The organism is Acidovorax sp. FG42 (assembly GCF_057809195.1).
Genome location: NZ_JBMDJM010000012.1, coordinates 137070 through 153899, shown reverse-complemented (window position 1 = coordinate 153899; position 16830 = coordinate 137070). Strand labels below are relative to the sequence as shown.

The following is a 16830-nucleotide window of genomic DNA, read 5'->3' as shown; positions in this document are numbered from 1 at the left end:
TTAACGACTAGCCGATTTCTGAAACCGCCTCACACACAGAAATTCTGACACTCCCTACGTGCAGTATAGTTTCAACCACTCAATCATCGATATGCCCAATTCATCCCAGCGCAGCAGCGGCAAGCAACGGCTCATTGAAGCCGCAGCCGAGATAGTTTCGACACAAGGTGTTCAGCAATTGACGCTGGAGGGCGTCGCGGCCGCCGCTGGCATCACCAAGGGCGGGCTGATCTACCACTTCAAAACCAAAGACGATTTGCTGGCAGCACTTGTGCAATCCATGATTGACGAGTGGGACCAACGCACCCGCGCCAAGGCATCTGAGAGCGGCAGCAACAGCAGCGCCATGTTGCTGGCTCTCATCAATGACACGTTCGATATGCAGCCGAGCGAAAAGCAGCTGATGCGCAATCTGCTGGCCGCCGCTTCAAGCTACCCCCATCTGTTGGGGCCTGTACGCGAGCTGTATGACCGCACCTACAGGGATTTCGCTGGATCGAGTGCGCAGACCGGCATTGCTCTGGTGATCACTGCAGCCATAGACGGTATCTCGCTGCTTGAGCTCCTGGACTTCCATCATTTCAGCGAGGACCAGCGCAAAGCCATGCGCAAGGCGCTTCAGACGCTGGCCAAAGATCTCACCTAACCCCTGCCCCTGTATCCACATGCAATCCTCGACCTATGCGACCGCAGCCCTCGCCTTGCTGGCTGCAATCATCACCGGCTGCTCCCGGACACCGCCTCCTTCCCAAGCAGCGCCTCGCCCCGTCAAGGTGGAGGTCATCGCCAGCGGTGAAGCGCGAACGGGAGAATCGTTCATCGGAACACTGCGCGCGCGCCAACGTGCCGAACTCGGCTTCGAGTCGGCTGGGCGCATCAGCGCCATCCTTGTCGATGTGGGAGACCGCGTACGTTCGGGGCAGGTGCTGGCCCGCCTCGACGAATCGCCCGCGCTGCGGCGCATTGAGAAGGCCCAGGCTGATCGCACTTCAGCTGTCGCGGCGCTGGCTGAGCGTACAACCCAACTGCGGCAGAACGAGTCGCTTGCCAAAGACCAGATCATTTCCGCTCCCACGCTGGAGTCCGTCCAAACCCAGTATCGCATCGCCCAAAGCCAGCTTCAGGCGGCTGAAGCCGCGTTGGCGCTGGCGCAACGGGAGCTGGCCTTGTCGCGTATTACCGCGCCGTTCGACGGCGTGATCGTGGCACGCAATGCCCAGCCCTACGCCGACATCAGTGCGGGTCTGCCTGTTTTCCAACTCGAAGCAGGTCGCTCCCTAGAGGTTGTCGCCATGCTCCCGGAGCGAGTGGCAGCGCGCATTGCGCCAGGGCAGTTTGCGCAGGCGACTGCCTCCCAAACCGATCAACCAGCCGAAGCAATGCAGCTGAAGCTGGACCGAATTTCCAGCCGCAATGAGAGCGGTTCGCTGGTGCAGGCAGTCTTTCGCTTTATCGAGACTGCGCCTGCTCTTCGCAGCGGCGCCATGGTTTCAGTCGAGCTACCCGCAATTGCAAGCAGAGGATTGTCGGTACCCGCTGCAGCATTGTTGCCAGGCGTCGATCCCGGCCAAGGCAGCGTCTTCGTGCTGGAAAACTCCAGACTGGTGGGACGCGCTGTGCAACTCGGCGATGGGTTGCTGCCCGATGGACGCATCCCCCTTAAATCCGGGTTGAGCGCTGGTGAACGGGTGGTAGTTGCAGGAGTCTCCTTCCTGAGCGATGGCCAGGCCGCTGTCGAGCACACGGCCACGACCCTGCTTCACGGAGCAAAGCCATGAAGATCACCGAATCGGCCTTGGGCTCAAGTCGACTCACGTTGTTCGTCGCGGTGCTGGTACTGGTCGCAGGCGTCTTTGCATTCCTGCGCTTTCCGTCCCAGGAGGAGCCGTCGACCACCATTCGCGACGCGATGATTTTTGTCTCCAACCCCGGGCTGCCAGTCGAGCGGATGGAGCAACTGGTTGCGCGACCACTTGAGCAGCGTTTGCGTGAGCTTCCAGAGCTAAAGCATGTGGTCAGCACGGTGCGTACCGGTACGGTCATTGTGCAAGTCACGATACAAGAGAGCTACCCCGACCTGGCGCCGATCTGGCAAAAAGTGAGGGCAAAGGTCGCTGAGGTATCACCTCAGTTCCCCAGCGGCACCTTCCCACCGGTCATCAACGATGATTTCGGCCGCGTGGCAGTGGCCTCGATTGCGGTGACCGCGCCAGGCTTCACCATGAGCGAGATGCGGGAGCCGCTCAAACGATTGCGTGATCGGCTCTATGAACTGCCCGGTGTGCAGAACATCAGCTTTCACGGACTGCAGGATGAGCGTGTCTACCTCGAGTTCGATCAGGCTCGCCTGGCCGGCCTTGGCCTGGCTGCACCGGCCTTGCTGCAGCAATTGCAGCAACAAAACGTCGTGCTGTCCGGTGGTCAGATGGTGATGAGTGGGATCAATAGCGCGCTGGTGGCATCGGGCGAAATTCGGTCGCTCCAAGCGCTGAGGGAATTCGTCCTCAGCGTGCCTGATCGCCATGGTCGCTCTGAGAACACGATTCGTCTGGGCGATATTGCGCAAATCAAGGTGCTGCCTGCCGACCCGCCAGATTCCGCCGCCGTCTATCAGGGTGCGCCGGCGGTGGTGCTTGGTGTGTCGATGCGCTCAGGCCAGAATATCCAAGCATTCGGACGCAGTCTGAAGGCGCGAGTCAGCGAGCTCCAGCAGCAACTACCCGCAGGCTTCACGCTCGACTACGTCACCTTCCAGGCCGACGTCGTGGAACGCGAAATGGGCAAGATGAACCAGGTGATGGGAGAGACCATCGTGATCGTGATGGCGGTGGTCGTGCTTTTCCTTGGCTGGCGCGCCGGCGTCATCGTTGGCAGCATCGTGCCGCTGACCATCCTGGGCACCTTGATCGCCATGCAGTTCCTGCACATCGAGCTACACAGCGTTTCGATGGCTGCGATCATCATCGCACTGGGCCTGCTGGTGGACAACGGTATCGTGATTGCCGAAGACATCGAACGCCGAATGGTGGCAGGTGAGGCGCGGCGCGAGGCCTGCATCCAGGCCGGCAAGTCGCTGGCGATCCCGTTGCTCACGTCCTCGCTAGTGATCATCTTTGCGTTTTCCCCCTTCTTCTTCGGCGACACCTCGATCAACGAGTATCTCCGCCCCCTGGTAGTGGTGCTGGCTCTCGCTTTGCTGGGTTCCTGGCTCTTGTGCCTGACGGTGACCCCGCTGCTGTGCTACTACTTTTTGAAAGTCTCACCTCACGCAACACACGAAGCCAATTCCGAGACCCGCTTCTACCGCATCTACCGCCGCGCCATCAACTTGGTCCTTGATCACAAGCTCGCATTCTTCGGCGCCATGGCCGTTCTCCTTACGCTTGCAATGTTGTTGCTATCGACGGTGCCTGCGGGATTCCTTCCGAAATCAGACCGCCCTCAATACCAGGTCTCCATCGAGCTGCAACCTGGTAGCGATTCACGCACCACGCTGGCCAAGGTTCAAGAGATCAGCCGCTGGCTGTCTGACAAGCAGGTCAATCCAGAGGTCACCACCAGCATCGGCTATGTCGCCGATGGCGGACCACGCATCATCCTGGGGCTGAATCCACCGCTTCCTGCCTCGCACATTGGTTACTTCACGGTGGGCGTAACCTCCAAGAACGAGCTCGACACCATGATTGCGCGCACGCGCGACTATCTATCGCAGACCTATCCTGAGGTCCGAGGCGAGGTGAAGCGGTTCTCCCTGGGGTCCAGTGATTCGGGCACGGTGGCGTACCGCATCTTCGGCCCTGACGAAACGGTGCTCAAGGGATTGGGTGAACAGATCAAGGGAGAACTGCGCAAGGTGGCAGGTGTCGTCGGTGTACGCGACGACTGGAACAACCGCGTTCCGCGTGTCGACGTGCAGATCGACCAGGCCAAAGCACGCCGACTCGGGGTGACCAGTGAAGACATCGCCAATTCGCTGGCAGCCCGGTTCTCTGGCGTTGATGTCTCCATGCTGCGCGATGGCGACACGCTCGTGCCTGTGGTGGTCCGTGGCACTGCGGCCCAGCGGCAGCAAACGCAAGACGTAGCCAATACGCTGGTGTATCCAGCAGGGGCCACGCCGGTGCCGCTGTCGGCCGTCGCTCAAGTGTCCATAGGCTCGGAGCCTTCGGTCATCCGGCGGCGAGATCTTTCTCGCACGCTGACGGTGGAGGGACGCAGCGAGACAGAAACCGCCCAGCAGGTTGTTGATCGATTGGCCCCGGTCATCGCCGGACTGAAAATGCCGCCAGGTTACAGCATTGAACTCGGAGCGGAAATCGAAGAGGCCGCAGAAGCCAATGCGGCGCTCAGTGAGTACCTTCCCCATGCGGGTATCGCCATGCTGATACTGTTCATCTGGCAGTTTGGATCTTTCCGAAAACTGATGCTGATACTGTCCATCATTCCGTTCACGCTGATCGGGGTGGCACCGGCGCTGAAGCTGGCTGGCGAGCCCTTGGGCTTCATGGCGAACTTTGGCCTGCTTTCGCTTGCCGGCATCATCGTCAACAACGCTGTCTTGCTGCTGGAACGCATCGAAGCCGAACTCCACGCAGGGCGCAGTTCGAGAGACGCCGTCATCACTTCGGCCGTTCAACGATTGCGGCCGATCGTGATGACCAAGCTGACCTGCGTGGCCGGCCTGGTGCCACTGCTGCTGTTTGGCGGCCCCCTCTGGTCGGGCATGGCAATCACCATCATCGGTGGCCTGGCGCTGGGCACCCTGGTCACGCTCGGGATGGTTCCCGCTTTATATGAGCTGCTGTTCGATAGCCGTTTATCGCGGTGGCTGGACCGAAAGTACGAGTCTCAAGCCACGCCGGCACCCATCTGAACGTCACTTGCTGCCTTTCAAAACTCGATGCGAAAGAACATGCCTGGTACCAGGGGCATTGCACATTATCACCAGACAAATTGCACCATGAACATTTACCTTTATCTCACCGCGGCCATCGTTCTCGAGGTCATTGCAACGTCCTTCCTGAAGGCATCTGACGGGTTCACCAATCTCTGGCCAAGTCTGGCTACGGCGCTAGGTTATGCCGGATCCTTCTACTGTCTCTCATTGACGCTCAAGGTCATGCCGGTTGGCATCGTGTATGCACTGTGGTCCGGCGCTGGCATCGTGCTTACCGCCATTGTTGCCTGGATCGTTTTCAAACAGCGGCTTGATGCTGCAGCAATCGGTGGCATGGCCCTAATCGTTTCTGGAGTCATCGTGATCAACGTCTTTTCAAAAAGTAGTCCCCACTAAATTTGAAAGCCGCATACAGCCGAAGCATGGCGACAACTCAAGATTGCTTGGTCGGGCGGGATGCGACAGTTAGGCATCGGAATACCACACCACGAACGCGCCTATCCATAACCCGGCCGCCAAGCAAACGAAAGGAAGAACTGGATGGACAAGATGGAAAGCCCAAATCACACGAAATGGGACTGTAAGTACCACCTTGTATTCATACCGAAATGTCGAAAAAAGACGCTGTACCTGAAGTTGCGAAAGCACTTCGGGGAGGTTTTAGGACATTGGCGCGTCAAAAGGAGAGCCAGACGGAAGAGAGGCATCTGATGCCGGACCATATGCACATGATTGTGGGGGGGATTCGCCATGGCGAGCATTGAACGGACTGCGTACCCTCGATTTCCTCGAATACTGACGCTCAAAGACCTGCGAGCGTCGTTCACTCCGAAGCCCGAGGAGATTGAATGGGCGCAGCAACAGTCACGCACTGCGCAACGTCGCTTGGCATTGTTGGTGCTGCTCAAATGCTTTGAGTTCCTGCGCCACTTCCCCGCGATCGATGCGATTCCAGCCGAGGTCATCGAGCATGTTTCCGCAACGCTGGGCATCGCCCCGACTGACAAGATCGAATTTGCTTCGCTCGCCACGCTGTATCGCCACCACAAAGCGATTCGAGAACTGCTCGGTGTGAAGCCCTACACCGACGGGCAAACACGAGCGCTGGCTATCCAGATAGCCCAACAGGTCGCCAGTGTCGTGGAGACCCGCGTTGACATCATCAACATCACCGTTGAGGAGTTGGTGCGGCTGGGTTACGAGCTTCCGGTGTTCCGCACGCTCGACGAAATCTCTGAACAAGCCCACTCGGCTGCGGAGGCCGCATTGAACGAGCGAATCAACCAGCGCCTGAGTTCGGCCCAACGAACATGGCTTGACCGATTGCTGGAGTCGGAATTGCCGGCAAGGCGAACTCTGTACAACCAGATCAAGAAATCGGCAAAAAAAGCCTCACGCAAGCATCTCGATTTGCTGTTGGACCAGTTGACATGGCTTGAGTCCCTGCCTGACAGCGATGCGCTGCTCGATGGCGTTCCGGTTACCAAGCTCAACTACATGGCTGGCATGGCATCGGCGCTCGATGCGGGCGACATGAAGGACTTGCTGCCCGCCAAGCGCTACACATTGATCCTGGCATTGATCCGACAGATGCGAGTGAGGGCCCGCGACGATGTGGCTGAAATGTTCATTCGCCGCATCGGAGCCATCCACAAGACCGCAAGAGAGGAGCTGCAGGTGATCCAGGCGCGCCAACGCGAGCTGAGTGAAGAACTCGTCGCCACGCTGGAGCAGGTGCTGGAGATCCTCGCAGAAAACCTGGATGACGCCAGTACCGGGCAGCGCGTTCGAGATCTGCTCGCTCCGCACGGCAACCTGGAACAACTGACCATGGACTGTGAGGCCATCCGAGTGTGGAGCGGGGGAAACCATCTGCCGCTGGTCTGGAAGGCGTTCAGCAGTTGGCGTGCGGCGATGTTCCGAATGGCGAAGGCGTTGCGCTTTGAGGCAGCTACTCAGGACCGCAGTCTGCTGGATGCCCTGCAGGTCGTTCTGGCCAACGATCATCGCAAGGTGGAGTGGATCGAGGATGACCTGGCGCTTGCGTTCGCCTCCGAGCGCTGGCGCAAGCTGGTGCGTCGTTCGCATGGTCTGGGGCATCCGACGAACCGCCGCTACCTCGAGGTGTGCGTGTTCAGCTATTTGTGTGGGGATCTTCGTTCTGGCGATGTGTGCATCGAAGGCTCAGAGTCATTTGCCGACTACCGCTTGCAACTGCTGCCCTGGAAGGAGTGCGAAGCGCTGCTGCCAACGTATTGCGACCGGATTGGGATACCCGCCAATGCGGGTGATTTCGTAGACGGGCTCAAGCAATTGCTCACCGAGACGGCCAAAAAGATCGATGACGAGTTTCCGCAACATGCAGGAGACGTGATGATCGGAGTCAACGGCGAACCGACCCTGCGGCGTGTTGTTGCACGCGAAGTGCCGGCCTCTGCCATCGCACTGCACGCCGCCATCGAAAATCGCACAGCCCCTCGCAACCTGCTGGATGTTCTCGCCAACATCGAGCACTGGACAGGATTCACCCGCAACTTTGGGCCGCAGTCCGGCGACGATCCCAAACTTCGCAACGCACGCGAGCGCTACTTGCTCACCGTGTTCGCCATGGGCTGCAACCTGGGACCCAACCAGGCAGCGCGTCATCTGTCCAACGGTGTGACACCACATCAACTGTCCTATGCCAACCAGCGGCACATGAGCCTGGACCAGTTGGACAACGCCTGCCGGGATCTGACCGAACTTTATCTGCGGCTTGAGCTACCCAAGCTGTGGGGCGAAGGCAAAAAGGTCGCGGCAGATGGCACCCAGCACGACTTCTACGATCAGAACCTGCTGGTGGGCATGCATTTCCGGTATCGGCGCATGGGGGCGGTGGCCTACCGGCACGTCGCCGACAACTACATCGCGGTGTTTCGGCACTTCATACCACCAGGGGTTCTTGAGGCTGTCTACGTCATCGAGGGCCTGATGAAGGCAGGCTTGAGTGTTCAGGCCGATACGGTGTACTCAGACACCCATGGTCAATCGGAAACGGTATTCGCCTTCACGCATCTGGCCGGCATTCAATTGATGCCGCGCATTCGGAACTGGAAGGATCTGCGCTTCTATCGCCCCGAGAAGGGGATGCGGTTACGGCATATTGACCGCTTGTTCAGCGACGTCGTGGACTGGAAGCTCATCCACGACCATTGGCGAGATCTGATGCAGGTATCGATATCGATTCAGGCTGGAAAAATCGCTTCACCGATGCTGTTGCGCAAGCTCAGCCAGGAAGGGCGTCACAACCGACTGTTTGCTGCGGCACGCGAACTTGGCCGCGTACTGCGCACGATCTACCTGCTGCGCTGGATTTCCAGCAAGGAAATGAGACAGGAGGTAAGCGCAACGACCAACAAGATCGAGTCGTACCATGCATTCACGAAATGGCTGGACTTCGGCGGCGACGTGATCAATGAGAACGATCCGAACGAGCAGCAAAAGCGGGTGCGCTTCATCGACCTCGTTGCCTCATCGGTGATCCTGCAAAACACGGTGGACATGATGCGGGTGTTGCAGGAAATGTACGCAGATGGGGAGCCCGTTTCTGCGGCCGATGTTGAGTACCTGAGTCCGTACATGACCTCGGGTATCAAGCGGTTTGGCAACTATCACCTCGACCTGAAGCGGCCCCCGGAGCCCTGGGTCAAGGAATCACAGTTTCGTGAGGCGGCCAAGCGTGCACGAGCTGCGGCAGCTGCAGTGGCAGCGGAGGGGCAGCGAGCCGGCCAAAAGGGAGCAGGAGCATGAGCGATCCAGAAACCACCGTCCTCACGGCCTATGGTCGGCTGGACAGGGCGGCACTGACACAGCTACAGAGCACCTACGACACCTCAAAACTGCTGCACGCAGTCGAACAGCTAGACAGAGTTGTGGGCAACGCACGGGGCCAGGACGGTCTTCGGGACGTACTGCTGCGGCTCCACGGAATGGCGCACGCTGTGGTCAACGGGGCGGGTTTGTCAGGCTCTGCTGACGAAGAGAGCTTGCCTGAACTGGCGCTTGAAGCAACGTCAGAGATTCGTCAAACAATCGCTACGCTGCAAGGCTGGGTGAAGCTGATTGAACCGCTGGAAACACTACAGGCAACCCATTGAGTTTCGATTTGAAATAAGGGGGCCATTTGACATAACCAAAAGGCTTATGAGTCAAAACTGGCTTTATCCCGGCTTGCCCTCTACCAGTGGCTGGGGCTGACTGTGGGCGCGGTCAGTGTTCTCTCGTTCCTGCTGCTGGCGTGGTCCACCGGCGGCTTCAACACACATTTGCAGCGCGTTGTGGTGGCTGACGGGCTGGCTTTGGCGTGCCTGGTTGCGGGCACTGTGGCCAGAGCGCGGTCCGAGCGGGACCCGGCCTGCATCTAACTTGGTCTAACTTCGGGCCGCGCAAGCGGCCCCCGGCTGCAAGATGCAAGCCAAAGCCGCCCGTTGGGAGCATGTTGTGAGGGCGGGTTTTGCCGCTGTTTTAACGTGCTCTCTACAGCGGCCAACGGCCGCCTTTTTCTGCGTTTTGTCCGGAAAGATCGGGGCAGTTACGGGCCTAAAAACAGTGGCACCTTTTGTGACCATGTTGAGGGCAATTGCACCAAAATCTCCTTCAAAATCATGGCGATAGCGACGCAGGGTGGCTCTTTGGAACACCGTGATGTGGCGCTTTGTGTGATCACTGATGCAATCCCTGGTGCTTGCAGCAGCAGGCTCTCGAAAGGAATCCACCCATGGCCAATGCAACCCTCTCCGCCCCCCAGCCCATCCAGATCCATCGCCCCGTCCCTGCGCCGGCCGTGCAGGGTGAGTGGTCGGTCGAGGCCATCCAGGCGCTGCTCGACAAGCCGTTGATGGACCTGCTGTTTGAGGCGCAAACCGTGCACCGCCAGCACTGGCCGGCAGGCGACATCGAGTTAGCCACACTGCTGTCGGTGAAAACCGGTGGCTGCCCTGAAAACTGCGGCTACTGCCCGCAGGCGGCCGAGTTCGACACGGGCGTGAAAGCCGAAAAACTCATGGAAGTGGAGGAGGTGGTGCGTGCCGCCCAGGCCGCCAAGGACGCTGGCGCCACGCGCTTTTGCATGGGCGCCGCTTGGCGTGCGCCCAAGGACCGCGACATTGAAAAAGTCAGCGCGCTGATCGGTGCCGTGAAGGGGTTGGGCCTGCAGACCTGCGCCACGCTGGGGATGCTCGAATCGCACCAAGCAAAGGCCCTCAAGGACGCCGGGCTGGACTACTACAACCACAACCTGGACACCGCGCCCGAGTACTACACCGACGTGGTGAGCACCCGCGCTTACCAGGACCGGCTGGACACGCTGGAGAACGTGCGCAACGCGGGCATCAGCGTGTGCTGCGGCGGCATTGTGGGCATGGGCGAGGCGCCGGTACACCGTGCGGGCCTGATTGCGCAGCTGGCCAACCTGCAGCCGTACCCTGAGTCGGTGCCCATCAACAGTCTGGTGCGCGTGCCCGGCACACCGTTGGCCGACAGCGAACCTATCGACCCATTTGACTTCGTGCGCGTGATTGCGGTGGCCCGCATCACCATGCCCAAGGCGCGCGTGCGCCTGTCGGCCGGGCGCCAGCAGATGGGTGAAGCGGTGCAGGCGCTGTGCTTCATGGCCGGGGCCAATTCCATCTTTTATGGCGACAAGCTGCTGGTGACGGGCAACCCCGATGTGGATGCCGATGTGCAACTGCTGGCCAAGCTGGGGCTGAATGGGCACCGCACAACGACCACCACTTTGGACGGGCACAGCCACAGCGCTTGAGGCCCCCCCGCGCAGGGCACAGCCACTCAGAGTGGCTCTTCGCGCGAAGTCAGTTCGATGCGTTCCATGGGCAGATCGGCGGCCAGCCGGTCCACCTCGGCCAGCCGCGCGGGTTCGGCGTCGGCAAACTGCTGGGCGATGCGCCGGAACTCCTCGGACAAGGTCAGGAAGGCATCGACCATGTCGGGGTCGAAGTGGCTGCCCCGGCCGTCGCGGATGATCTCTACTGCCTGCTCGTGGGAGTAGGCGGGCTTGTAGACGCGTTCGGAGATCAGTGCGTCATACACATCGGCCACGGCCATCAGCCGCGCAGACAGCGGGATGGTGTTGCCCACCAGGCCCTCGGGGTAGCCTGAGCCGTCCCATTTCTCCTGGTGGCTGTAGGCGATCTCCTTGGCGTACCGGAAGAACGGGTTGTCCTGTGTGGTGCCCGTCTCGGCCGCGATGATGGCGTCGCGCCCCAGGGTGGTGTGCGTCTTCATGATCTCGAACTCTTCCGGCGTGAGCTTGCCGGGCTTGAGCAGGATGCGGTCCGGGATGCCCACCTTGCCAATGTCGTGCAGCGGGGCGGACTTGAAGATGGTCTCGATGGCGGCGTCGGTCAGCTCGTCCTTGAAGCGCGGGTGGTTCTGCAAGTGGCGGGCCAGCGTCTCCATGTAATGCTGCGTGCGCCGGATGTGGTTGCCGGTTTCGTTGTCGCGCGTTTCGGCCAGTGAGGCCATGGCACGGATGGTGGCGTCCTGCAGCTCGGCCATGGCGCGCGTGCGGTTGGCGACCTCTTGCTCCAGAAAATGGTTGTGCTGGGCCAGAAAGTCGCGCGCGCGCTTGAGCTGCAGGTGGTTGCGCACCCGTGCCATCACGATGGCGGGGTTGATGGGCTTGGTGATGTAGTCCACCGCACCCAGCTCCAGGCCAATGCTCTCGTCCTCGGCCGCGCTCATGGCGGTGAGGAAGATCACGGGGATGTCTTCAGTGTCGGGGTTGAACTGCAGGCGGCGCAGTACCTCGTAGCCGTCCATGTCCGGCATCATGATGTCCAGCAGGATCAGATCGGGCTTGCTGTCGCCTGCCACGATCTGCAGCGCACGCTCACCACTGGGCGCGAGTTTGACCTTGTAGTCGGTGCGCAGGAGGTCGCTCATCAGCGAGAGGTTGTCGGGCGTATCGTCTACGACCAGCACCGTGCATTTGCCGCTGGGTGCGAATGGACTATTCATGAACCGGGTCCTCCTTGTAATCATGGTGTGCGATGGGGGCCTGCCGCAGTATGGCCAGTGCCTCCACAAAGTCATAGCTGTCCAGCGACCGTTTCATCTGGCCATACGCGGGCCCGAGCAGGGTTTGCAGGGCGGGCGCGGAGTCCTTGAAGATTTCGATGGCGTCGGAATCGTCGTCTGACAGCAGGGCGTCGAGCTGCGCCACCAGCGCACGCGCAGCCGATGCGTCGATCTGTAGGCCAGGACCAGTGTCCGCGTCAGCAACTTCGTCTGCGGGCAGGGCTTGCTGCAGCGCTGTGACCAGTGCCCGGCATGCTGCTTCCACGGGCTCCAGCAATGGCTCTGTCAGTTCGGGTGAGGTCTTCTGGGCGATGGCTTCTTCCGCCCGTTGCGCCAGGGCAGCGAGTGCACTGGCGCCGATGGTGCCGGCTGTGCCTTTGAGTGTGTGCATGGCGCGCTGGGCTTCGTCGTGCTGCCCGGCGGCCAGGGCCGTGCGCGTGGCCTGTACGGCATGTGCTTGCCCCGCCACGAACTTGCGCAGCAGGCCCTCGTACGCGGGGCGTTTGTCCAGCACGCGCCGCAGGCCGGCGGTCACGTCCAGCCCTGGGATGTGGCGCAATGCGTCATCGGCAGAAGGCGCGGGGGCGGTGTGGAGCGGTGCTTGCGGGTTATCTGCGTCACCCGCTGGCTGCCCTTGAAGTTCGGCGTTGAGGCGGTCTGCCGCAGCCGCGCCGGTGGCCCTTGGGGCAATCCATTGCAGCAGCGCGGCAAACAGTTCGTCCGGGTCGATGGGTTTGGCCAGGTGACCGTTCATGCCCGCTTCCAGGCACAGGTCACGGTCGCGGCTCATGGCGTTGGCCGTCATGGCCAGCACGGGCAGCTGGGCCCAGGACGGGTTCTGGCGCAGGTGCCTGGTGGCGGTCAGGCCGTCCATCACGGGCATTTGCATGTCCATCAGTACCAGGTCGTAGGGGGCTTGGGCGAGCATGTCCAGCGCCACCTGCCCGTTCTGGGCCACGTCCACCACCAGGCCAGCGCTGCTCAGCAGCTCGGCGCCCACCTGCTGGTTCAGGTCGTTGTCATCCACCAGCAGCACCCGTGCGCCAGCAATGGCGGAAAGGTGCGCAGCGCGCCGGGGTATTTGTGTGCCACGCCCGTCGGACGACCGGACCTGCCCGCCCAGCGCCTGCATGGCGGCATCAAAAAGTTGCGAGGGGCTGACGGGTTTGGACAGCATCAGCTGCAGCCCGGCGCGTTCCAGTTCGCTTTGCACATCGTCGCGGCCTGCTGCGGTCACGATGACCGTGAGTGGCGGGTGCTGCAGGCGGGCAAGGGCGCGGTGGGTGTCAAACCCGTCCATGCCGGGCATCTTCCAGTCCACGAACGCGATCTCGCAGGGGCGACCAGCCTGTTCGGCGGCGCGGGCCTGGGCCACGGCCTCCTCTCCGGAAGAGGCGGTGGTGACCGAAAAGCTCATGCGGGCCAGCATTTCGCCCAGGATGTGCCGGGCCTGCTCGCTGTCGTCCACCACCAAGACATGCCGCCCGCGCAGGTCGGGCGTGGGTAGCAGAGGCGCATGGCTTGGGTTGCCCAGCCCCAGACGGGCGGTAAACCAGAAGGTGCTGCCGGCCCCCGGCTGGCTTTGTACCCCCACTTCGCCCCCCATCAGCCCGGCCAGCTTCTTGGAGATAGCCAACCCCAGGCCGGTGCCGCCGTATTTGCGCGTGGTGGAGGTATCAGCCTGCTCGAACGACCGGAACAGCCGCGACTGCTGCTCGGTCGTCAGCCCGATGCCGGTGTCCTGCACCTCAAATCGCAGCAACACGCCGGTGTCGTCGCGCTCTGTTTCGGTGACGCGCACGATGATTTCCCCGGTGTCGGTGAACTTGACCGCGTTGTTGGCGTAGTTCACCAGGATCTGCCCCAGGCGCAGCGGATCGCCGCGCAGGTCATCGGGCAGGGCCGGGTCCACATCGAACAGCAGCTCCAGGCCCTTGTGGGCGCATTTGTCGCTGACCAGATTGGCCACGTTGTCCAGCACGCCGCGCAGGTCAAAGTCCACGACCTCCACTTCGAGCTTGCCGGCTTCGATCTTGCTGAAGTCCAGGATGTCGTTGATCAGGCCCAGCAAGTGCTGGCCAGAGCGCTGGATCTTTTCCACATAGTCGCGCTGGCGCGGCGTGAGGTCGGTGCCCAGGGCCAGGTGGCTCATCCCGATCACCGCGTTCATGGGGGTGCGGATCTCGTGGCTCATGTTGGCCAGAAAGTCCGACTTCATCTGCGATGCGTCCTCCGCGCGGGCGCGGGCTATCTCCAGCTCGTCCTCGTGTTCGCGCAGGGCCGCGTTGACCTTTTGCAGCTCCACCGTGCGCTCCGCCACACGCGCCTCCAGCACCTCTTCATTGCGCTTGAGGGCCTCGACCAGCTCGCTCTGCGCTGCCATGGCCTGGGCCGTGGCCTTTTCGCGCTGCAAGAACTGCCGCGCCATGGCAAAAGCGAGCAAAAAGGTGAGCAGCGCCTGGAAAGCGGTGAGCCCGGTGGTCAACAAGGTCTGGTGCTTGACCTCGGCGTTGCGCGAGTCGCCCAGCAGGGCCGACACGCGCGAAGCGCTGAGCGACAGCTCTTGCACCGTCTCGCGCAAGCCATCCAGCTCGATGCGCAGGCGCCGCATGTTGGTCTGGCTGGAGGTGGCGTCCACACTGGCGCCAAAGTAGCTGTCGCCCGCTGCCACAAACCGCTGCAGGGCGGCCAGCGCAGTGCTGTAGATGGGCTCGTCCTGCATCAGCGTGCGCGAGGTACCGCTTTCCAGCGCGCTGAACCGGCTCAGGAACAGGTCGTAGCGCAGCTCCAGCTTGTCCATCGTGATGCTGGTGGGGTCCAGCTCGAACTGGTGCAGCGCGTGGTCCAGCTTTTCATACTCCACATTGAGCTGCAAGAACGACCACAGCGCATTCACATCGCCGCGCCGCATCACGGCTTCCACACTGCGGTACTGGCTGTATTGCACCGCTGCAATGGCTACATAAGCCAGCACCAGCCCCGCAATGATGAGCCGCAGGATGTGTTGGCTGCGCAGCATACGGGTGGGCCGGGGCGGGGAGGGCGACTACCGGATGTGCAGTGCGTTGAGCTGCCAGGCTGCCCGGTTGTAGTACAGCTCGCTGCGCAACTCGGCCTTGGTATCAAACGGGTACACGATGAACAGCGGACCTTTTTCGCGGATGGGCATGGGCCGGTTGTTCATCAGGCGCGCCACGATCACGTCGTGCTTGGTGGAGTCGTCTGCCGGGATCTCGGTCTTGTAGTCATTGAGGGCCACTGCCGTGATCTTGGTGCCCTTGGCACCCACCGCTGCCAGCACATCGCGGAGCAGGGGGCCTGTGAAAGTGACGGCGCTGGGGTACCAGGGGGTCTGGGTGGAGAAGCTGTGCTGCGGCAGCTTCTCCAGCATCTTCATGTCGAACTGCGCCTGCGGGCCCCGGTTGGTCTGCGTGATGGCGCCGTCGATGGTGAGGATGACAGGGCCGGTGGGTGGCTCCAGTGCCTGCACGTTGCTCGCGGCCAGCAATGCCGCGCAGATGACCCCTGCGGCCCACGCCTTGGACAACACCCGTTCCAACCCATAACGACGATGAGATTGCATGGACACCCCCTCCTGTTTTGGTAACAGTCTCGCGGATAGATGCCCAAAATGTAAACCGATTTATCACCATCGGTTGGACGGATGGCCCGCCGGGGTGTCGAGCGTGCGACGGCAGCGGACGGGTGGCGGGGCTGCTGCGTCAGGCTGCGGCGGGCGCGCTGGCGGCAGCCAAGGTGTCCCAGGCCTTCAGGGCCTCAGCCGTGTACATGAGTGCCGGGCCACCGCCCATGTAAACGCACACGGCCAACATTTCTTCCAGCTCTGCGCGGGTGGCACCGAGCTTTTGCAGTGCCTTGACATGAAAACCAATGCACCCGGAGCAGCGCTGGGTGACCCCAATGGCCAGGGCAATCAGCTCCTTGTGCTTGCTGGTCAACGCCCCTTCCGCCATGGAAGCCTGCGCAAGCTGCGCGAAGCCCCGCATGGCGTCTGGCTGGGCCTTGCGGAAGGTGGCCAGGCTTTCGTTGATGCCCTGGATCAGGCTGGTGTGGTCGAACGTACTCATGGAATGGTTCCTTGCTGGGGCCTTGAGGGCGCCGGACTCTGCGCGTGCCGGCGCCTGCCGGCGGTTTATTTCTTCATGGGACAGGTGTTGATGCCAAGCAGCGTGTAAGCCGGGCAGAAACGAAACAGGCCGGTGGCCAGTGGCACCACGCCCAGCCATCCCCACCAGCCCACCGTGCCGGTGGCGGCCAGTGCGATCAGGACCAGGCCTGCCAAAACGCGCAGCACGCGGTCCACGGTTCCTACGTTGATGTTCATGATGATTTCCTTGCTCTGAGGTTGTGGCCCGTGATGGGCCCTGCTTGCACAAGCGCAGCGAACGCGGAATGCGCTCGCTGCCCGGTCAGTCGAATGAGGGGGACGCAGGCGCAGCGACAGGCTTGCCCGCAGCCACCCAGGCGTCAAAGCCGCCAGCAATGGACTGCACCTGCAGATAGCCCATGTCGTGCATGGCGCGCGCGGCCAGCGCGGCACGGCCGCTGGTCTTGCAATACAGCACCACCTTGAGGTCGCGCGCGCTGAGTTCGGGTGTGCTGCTGAGGCGGAACTCCAGCACCCCGCGCGATGCGTGAATCGCGCCTGGGATATGTCCTGCCTGGTATTCGTCCGCCTCTCGCACATCGATCAGCACGTCGGCGGTGCGGATGGCTTCGTCTGCCTGGTCCAGTGGGACCTCCTGTACCAGGGCCTTGGCGGCGGTGACGAGATCATGGGCTGTTTTCATGTCGGCGTTCCTGCGGTGGGTAGGGTGGCGCGGATGCGGCAGCGT

General features: G+C 61.7%; 13 protein-coding genes and 1 pseudogene. 8 read left to right on the top strand and 6 right to left on the bottom strand.

Annotated features, from left to right (window positions below; translation table 11 throughout):
• Positions 1-91 precede the first annotated feature (91 nt).
• The 8 genes and pseudogenes from ACODSM_RS14255 to bioB all read left to right on the top strand — a co-directional run bounded on the left by ACODSM_RS14255 (position 92) and on the right by bioB (position 10697).
• Positions 92-646: a TetR/AcrR family transcriptional regulator gene (locus ACODSM_RS14255; RefSeq protein ID WP_105749572.1), complete on the top strand. Its 555-nt coding sequence runs from the start codon at positions 92-94 to the stop codon at positions 644-646.
• A 19-nt stretch (positions 647-665) separates the two neighbouring features.
• Positions 666-1778, top strand: coding sequence for an efflux RND transporter periplasmic adaptor subunit (locus ACODSM_RS14250; RefSeq protein ID WP_105749573.1), 1113 nt, complete (start codon positions 666-668; stop codon positions 1776-1778).
• The gene (locus ACODSM_RS14245; protein ID WP_219165070.1) at positions 1775-4873 is read left to right on the top strand and encodes an efflux RND transporter permease subunit; all 3099 of its coding nucleotides are present in this window, start codon (positions 1775-1777) and stop codon (positions 4871-4873) included. The genes ACODSM_RS14250 and ACODSM_RS14245 overlap by 4 nt, the downstream gene beginning before the upstream one ends.
• 87 nt (positions 4874-4960) lie before the next feature.
• Entirely contained in the window at positions 4961-5293 is a 333-nt protein-coding gene (locus tag ACODSM_RS14240; RefSeq protein WP_219165068.1) for a DMT family transporter, read from the top strand.
• A gap of 144 nt (positions 5294-5437) precedes the next feature.
• Positions 5438-5628 (top strand): annotated as a pseudogene (gene tnpA / locus ACODSM_RS14235) (IS200/IS605 family transposase); the annotation flags it as partial.
• Positions 5629-5647: 19 nt separating this feature from the next.
• Positions 5648-8686 (top strand): Tn3 family transposase, encoded by a 3039-nt coding sequence (locus tag ACODSM_RS14230; RefSeq protein ID WP_219165066.1) that lies wholly within the window; start codon positions 5648-5650, stop codon positions 8684-8686.
• Positions 8683-9033 carry a Tn3 family transposase post-transcriptional regulator TnpC gene (gene tnpC / locus ACODSM_RS14225; protein WP_219165064.1) on the top strand — a complete coding sequence of 117 codons (351 nt, stop codon included), beginning with the start codon at positions 8683-8685 and terminating at the stop codon, positions 9031-9033. The genes ACODSM_RS14230 and tnpC overlap by 4 nt, the downstream gene beginning before the upstream one ends.
• 620 nt (positions 9034-9653) lie before the next feature.
• Positions 9654-10697 (top strand): biotin synthase BioB, encoded by a 1044-nt coding sequence (bioB, locus tag ACODSM_RS14220; protein ID WP_488805710.1) that lies wholly within the window; start codon positions 9654-9656, stop codon positions 10695-10697.
• A 26-nt stretch (positions 10698-10723) separates the two neighbouring features.
• Here the strand turns inward: bioB and ACODSM_RS14215 are convergent, their stop codons facing one another.
• The 6 genes from ACODSM_RS14215 to ACODSM_RS14190 all read right to left on the bottom strand — a co-directional run bounded on the left by ACODSM_RS14215 (position 10724) and on the right by ACODSM_RS14190 (position 16785).
• Positions 10724-11914 (bottom strand): response regulator, encoded by a 1191-nt coding sequence (locus ACODSM_RS14215; protein ID WP_209819665.1) that lies wholly within the window; start codon positions 11912-11914, stop codon positions 10724-10726.
• The gene (locus tag ACODSM_RS14210; protein WP_488805709.1) at positions 11907-14993 is read right to left on the bottom strand and encodes a hybrid sensor histidine kinase/response regulator; all 3087 of its coding nucleotides are present in this window, start codon (positions 14991-14993) and stop codon (positions 11907-11909) included. Before ACODSM_RS14210 ends, ACODSM_RS14215 begins: the two co-directional genes overlap by 8 nt.
• 27 nt (positions 14994-15020) lie before the next feature.
• On the bottom strand, positions 15021-15557 hold the full coding sequence (locus ACODSM_RS14205; protein WP_488805708.1) for a putative pterin-binding protein: 537 nt from the start codon (positions 15555-15557) through the stop codon (positions 15021-15023).
• Positions 15558-15696: 139 nt separating this feature from the next.
• Positions 15697-16062, bottom strand: coding sequence for a carboxymuconolactone decarboxylase family protein (locus ACODSM_RS14200; protein ID WP_488805707.1), 366 nt, complete (start codon positions 16060-16062; stop codon positions 15697-15699).
• A gap of 65 nt (positions 16063-16127) precedes the next feature.
• Entirely contained in the window at positions 16128-16319 is a 192-nt protein-coding gene (locus ACODSM_RS14195; RefSeq protein ID WP_015014124.1) for a YgaP family membrane protein, read from the bottom strand.
• An 85-nt stretch (positions 16320-16404) separates the two neighbouring features.
• Positions 16405-16785, bottom strand: coding sequence for a rhodanese-like domain-containing protein (locus ACODSM_RS14190; protein WP_108498613.1), 381 nt, complete (start codon positions 16783-16785; stop codon positions 16405-16407).
• Between the last annotated feature and the right edge of the window lie 45 nt (positions 16786-16830).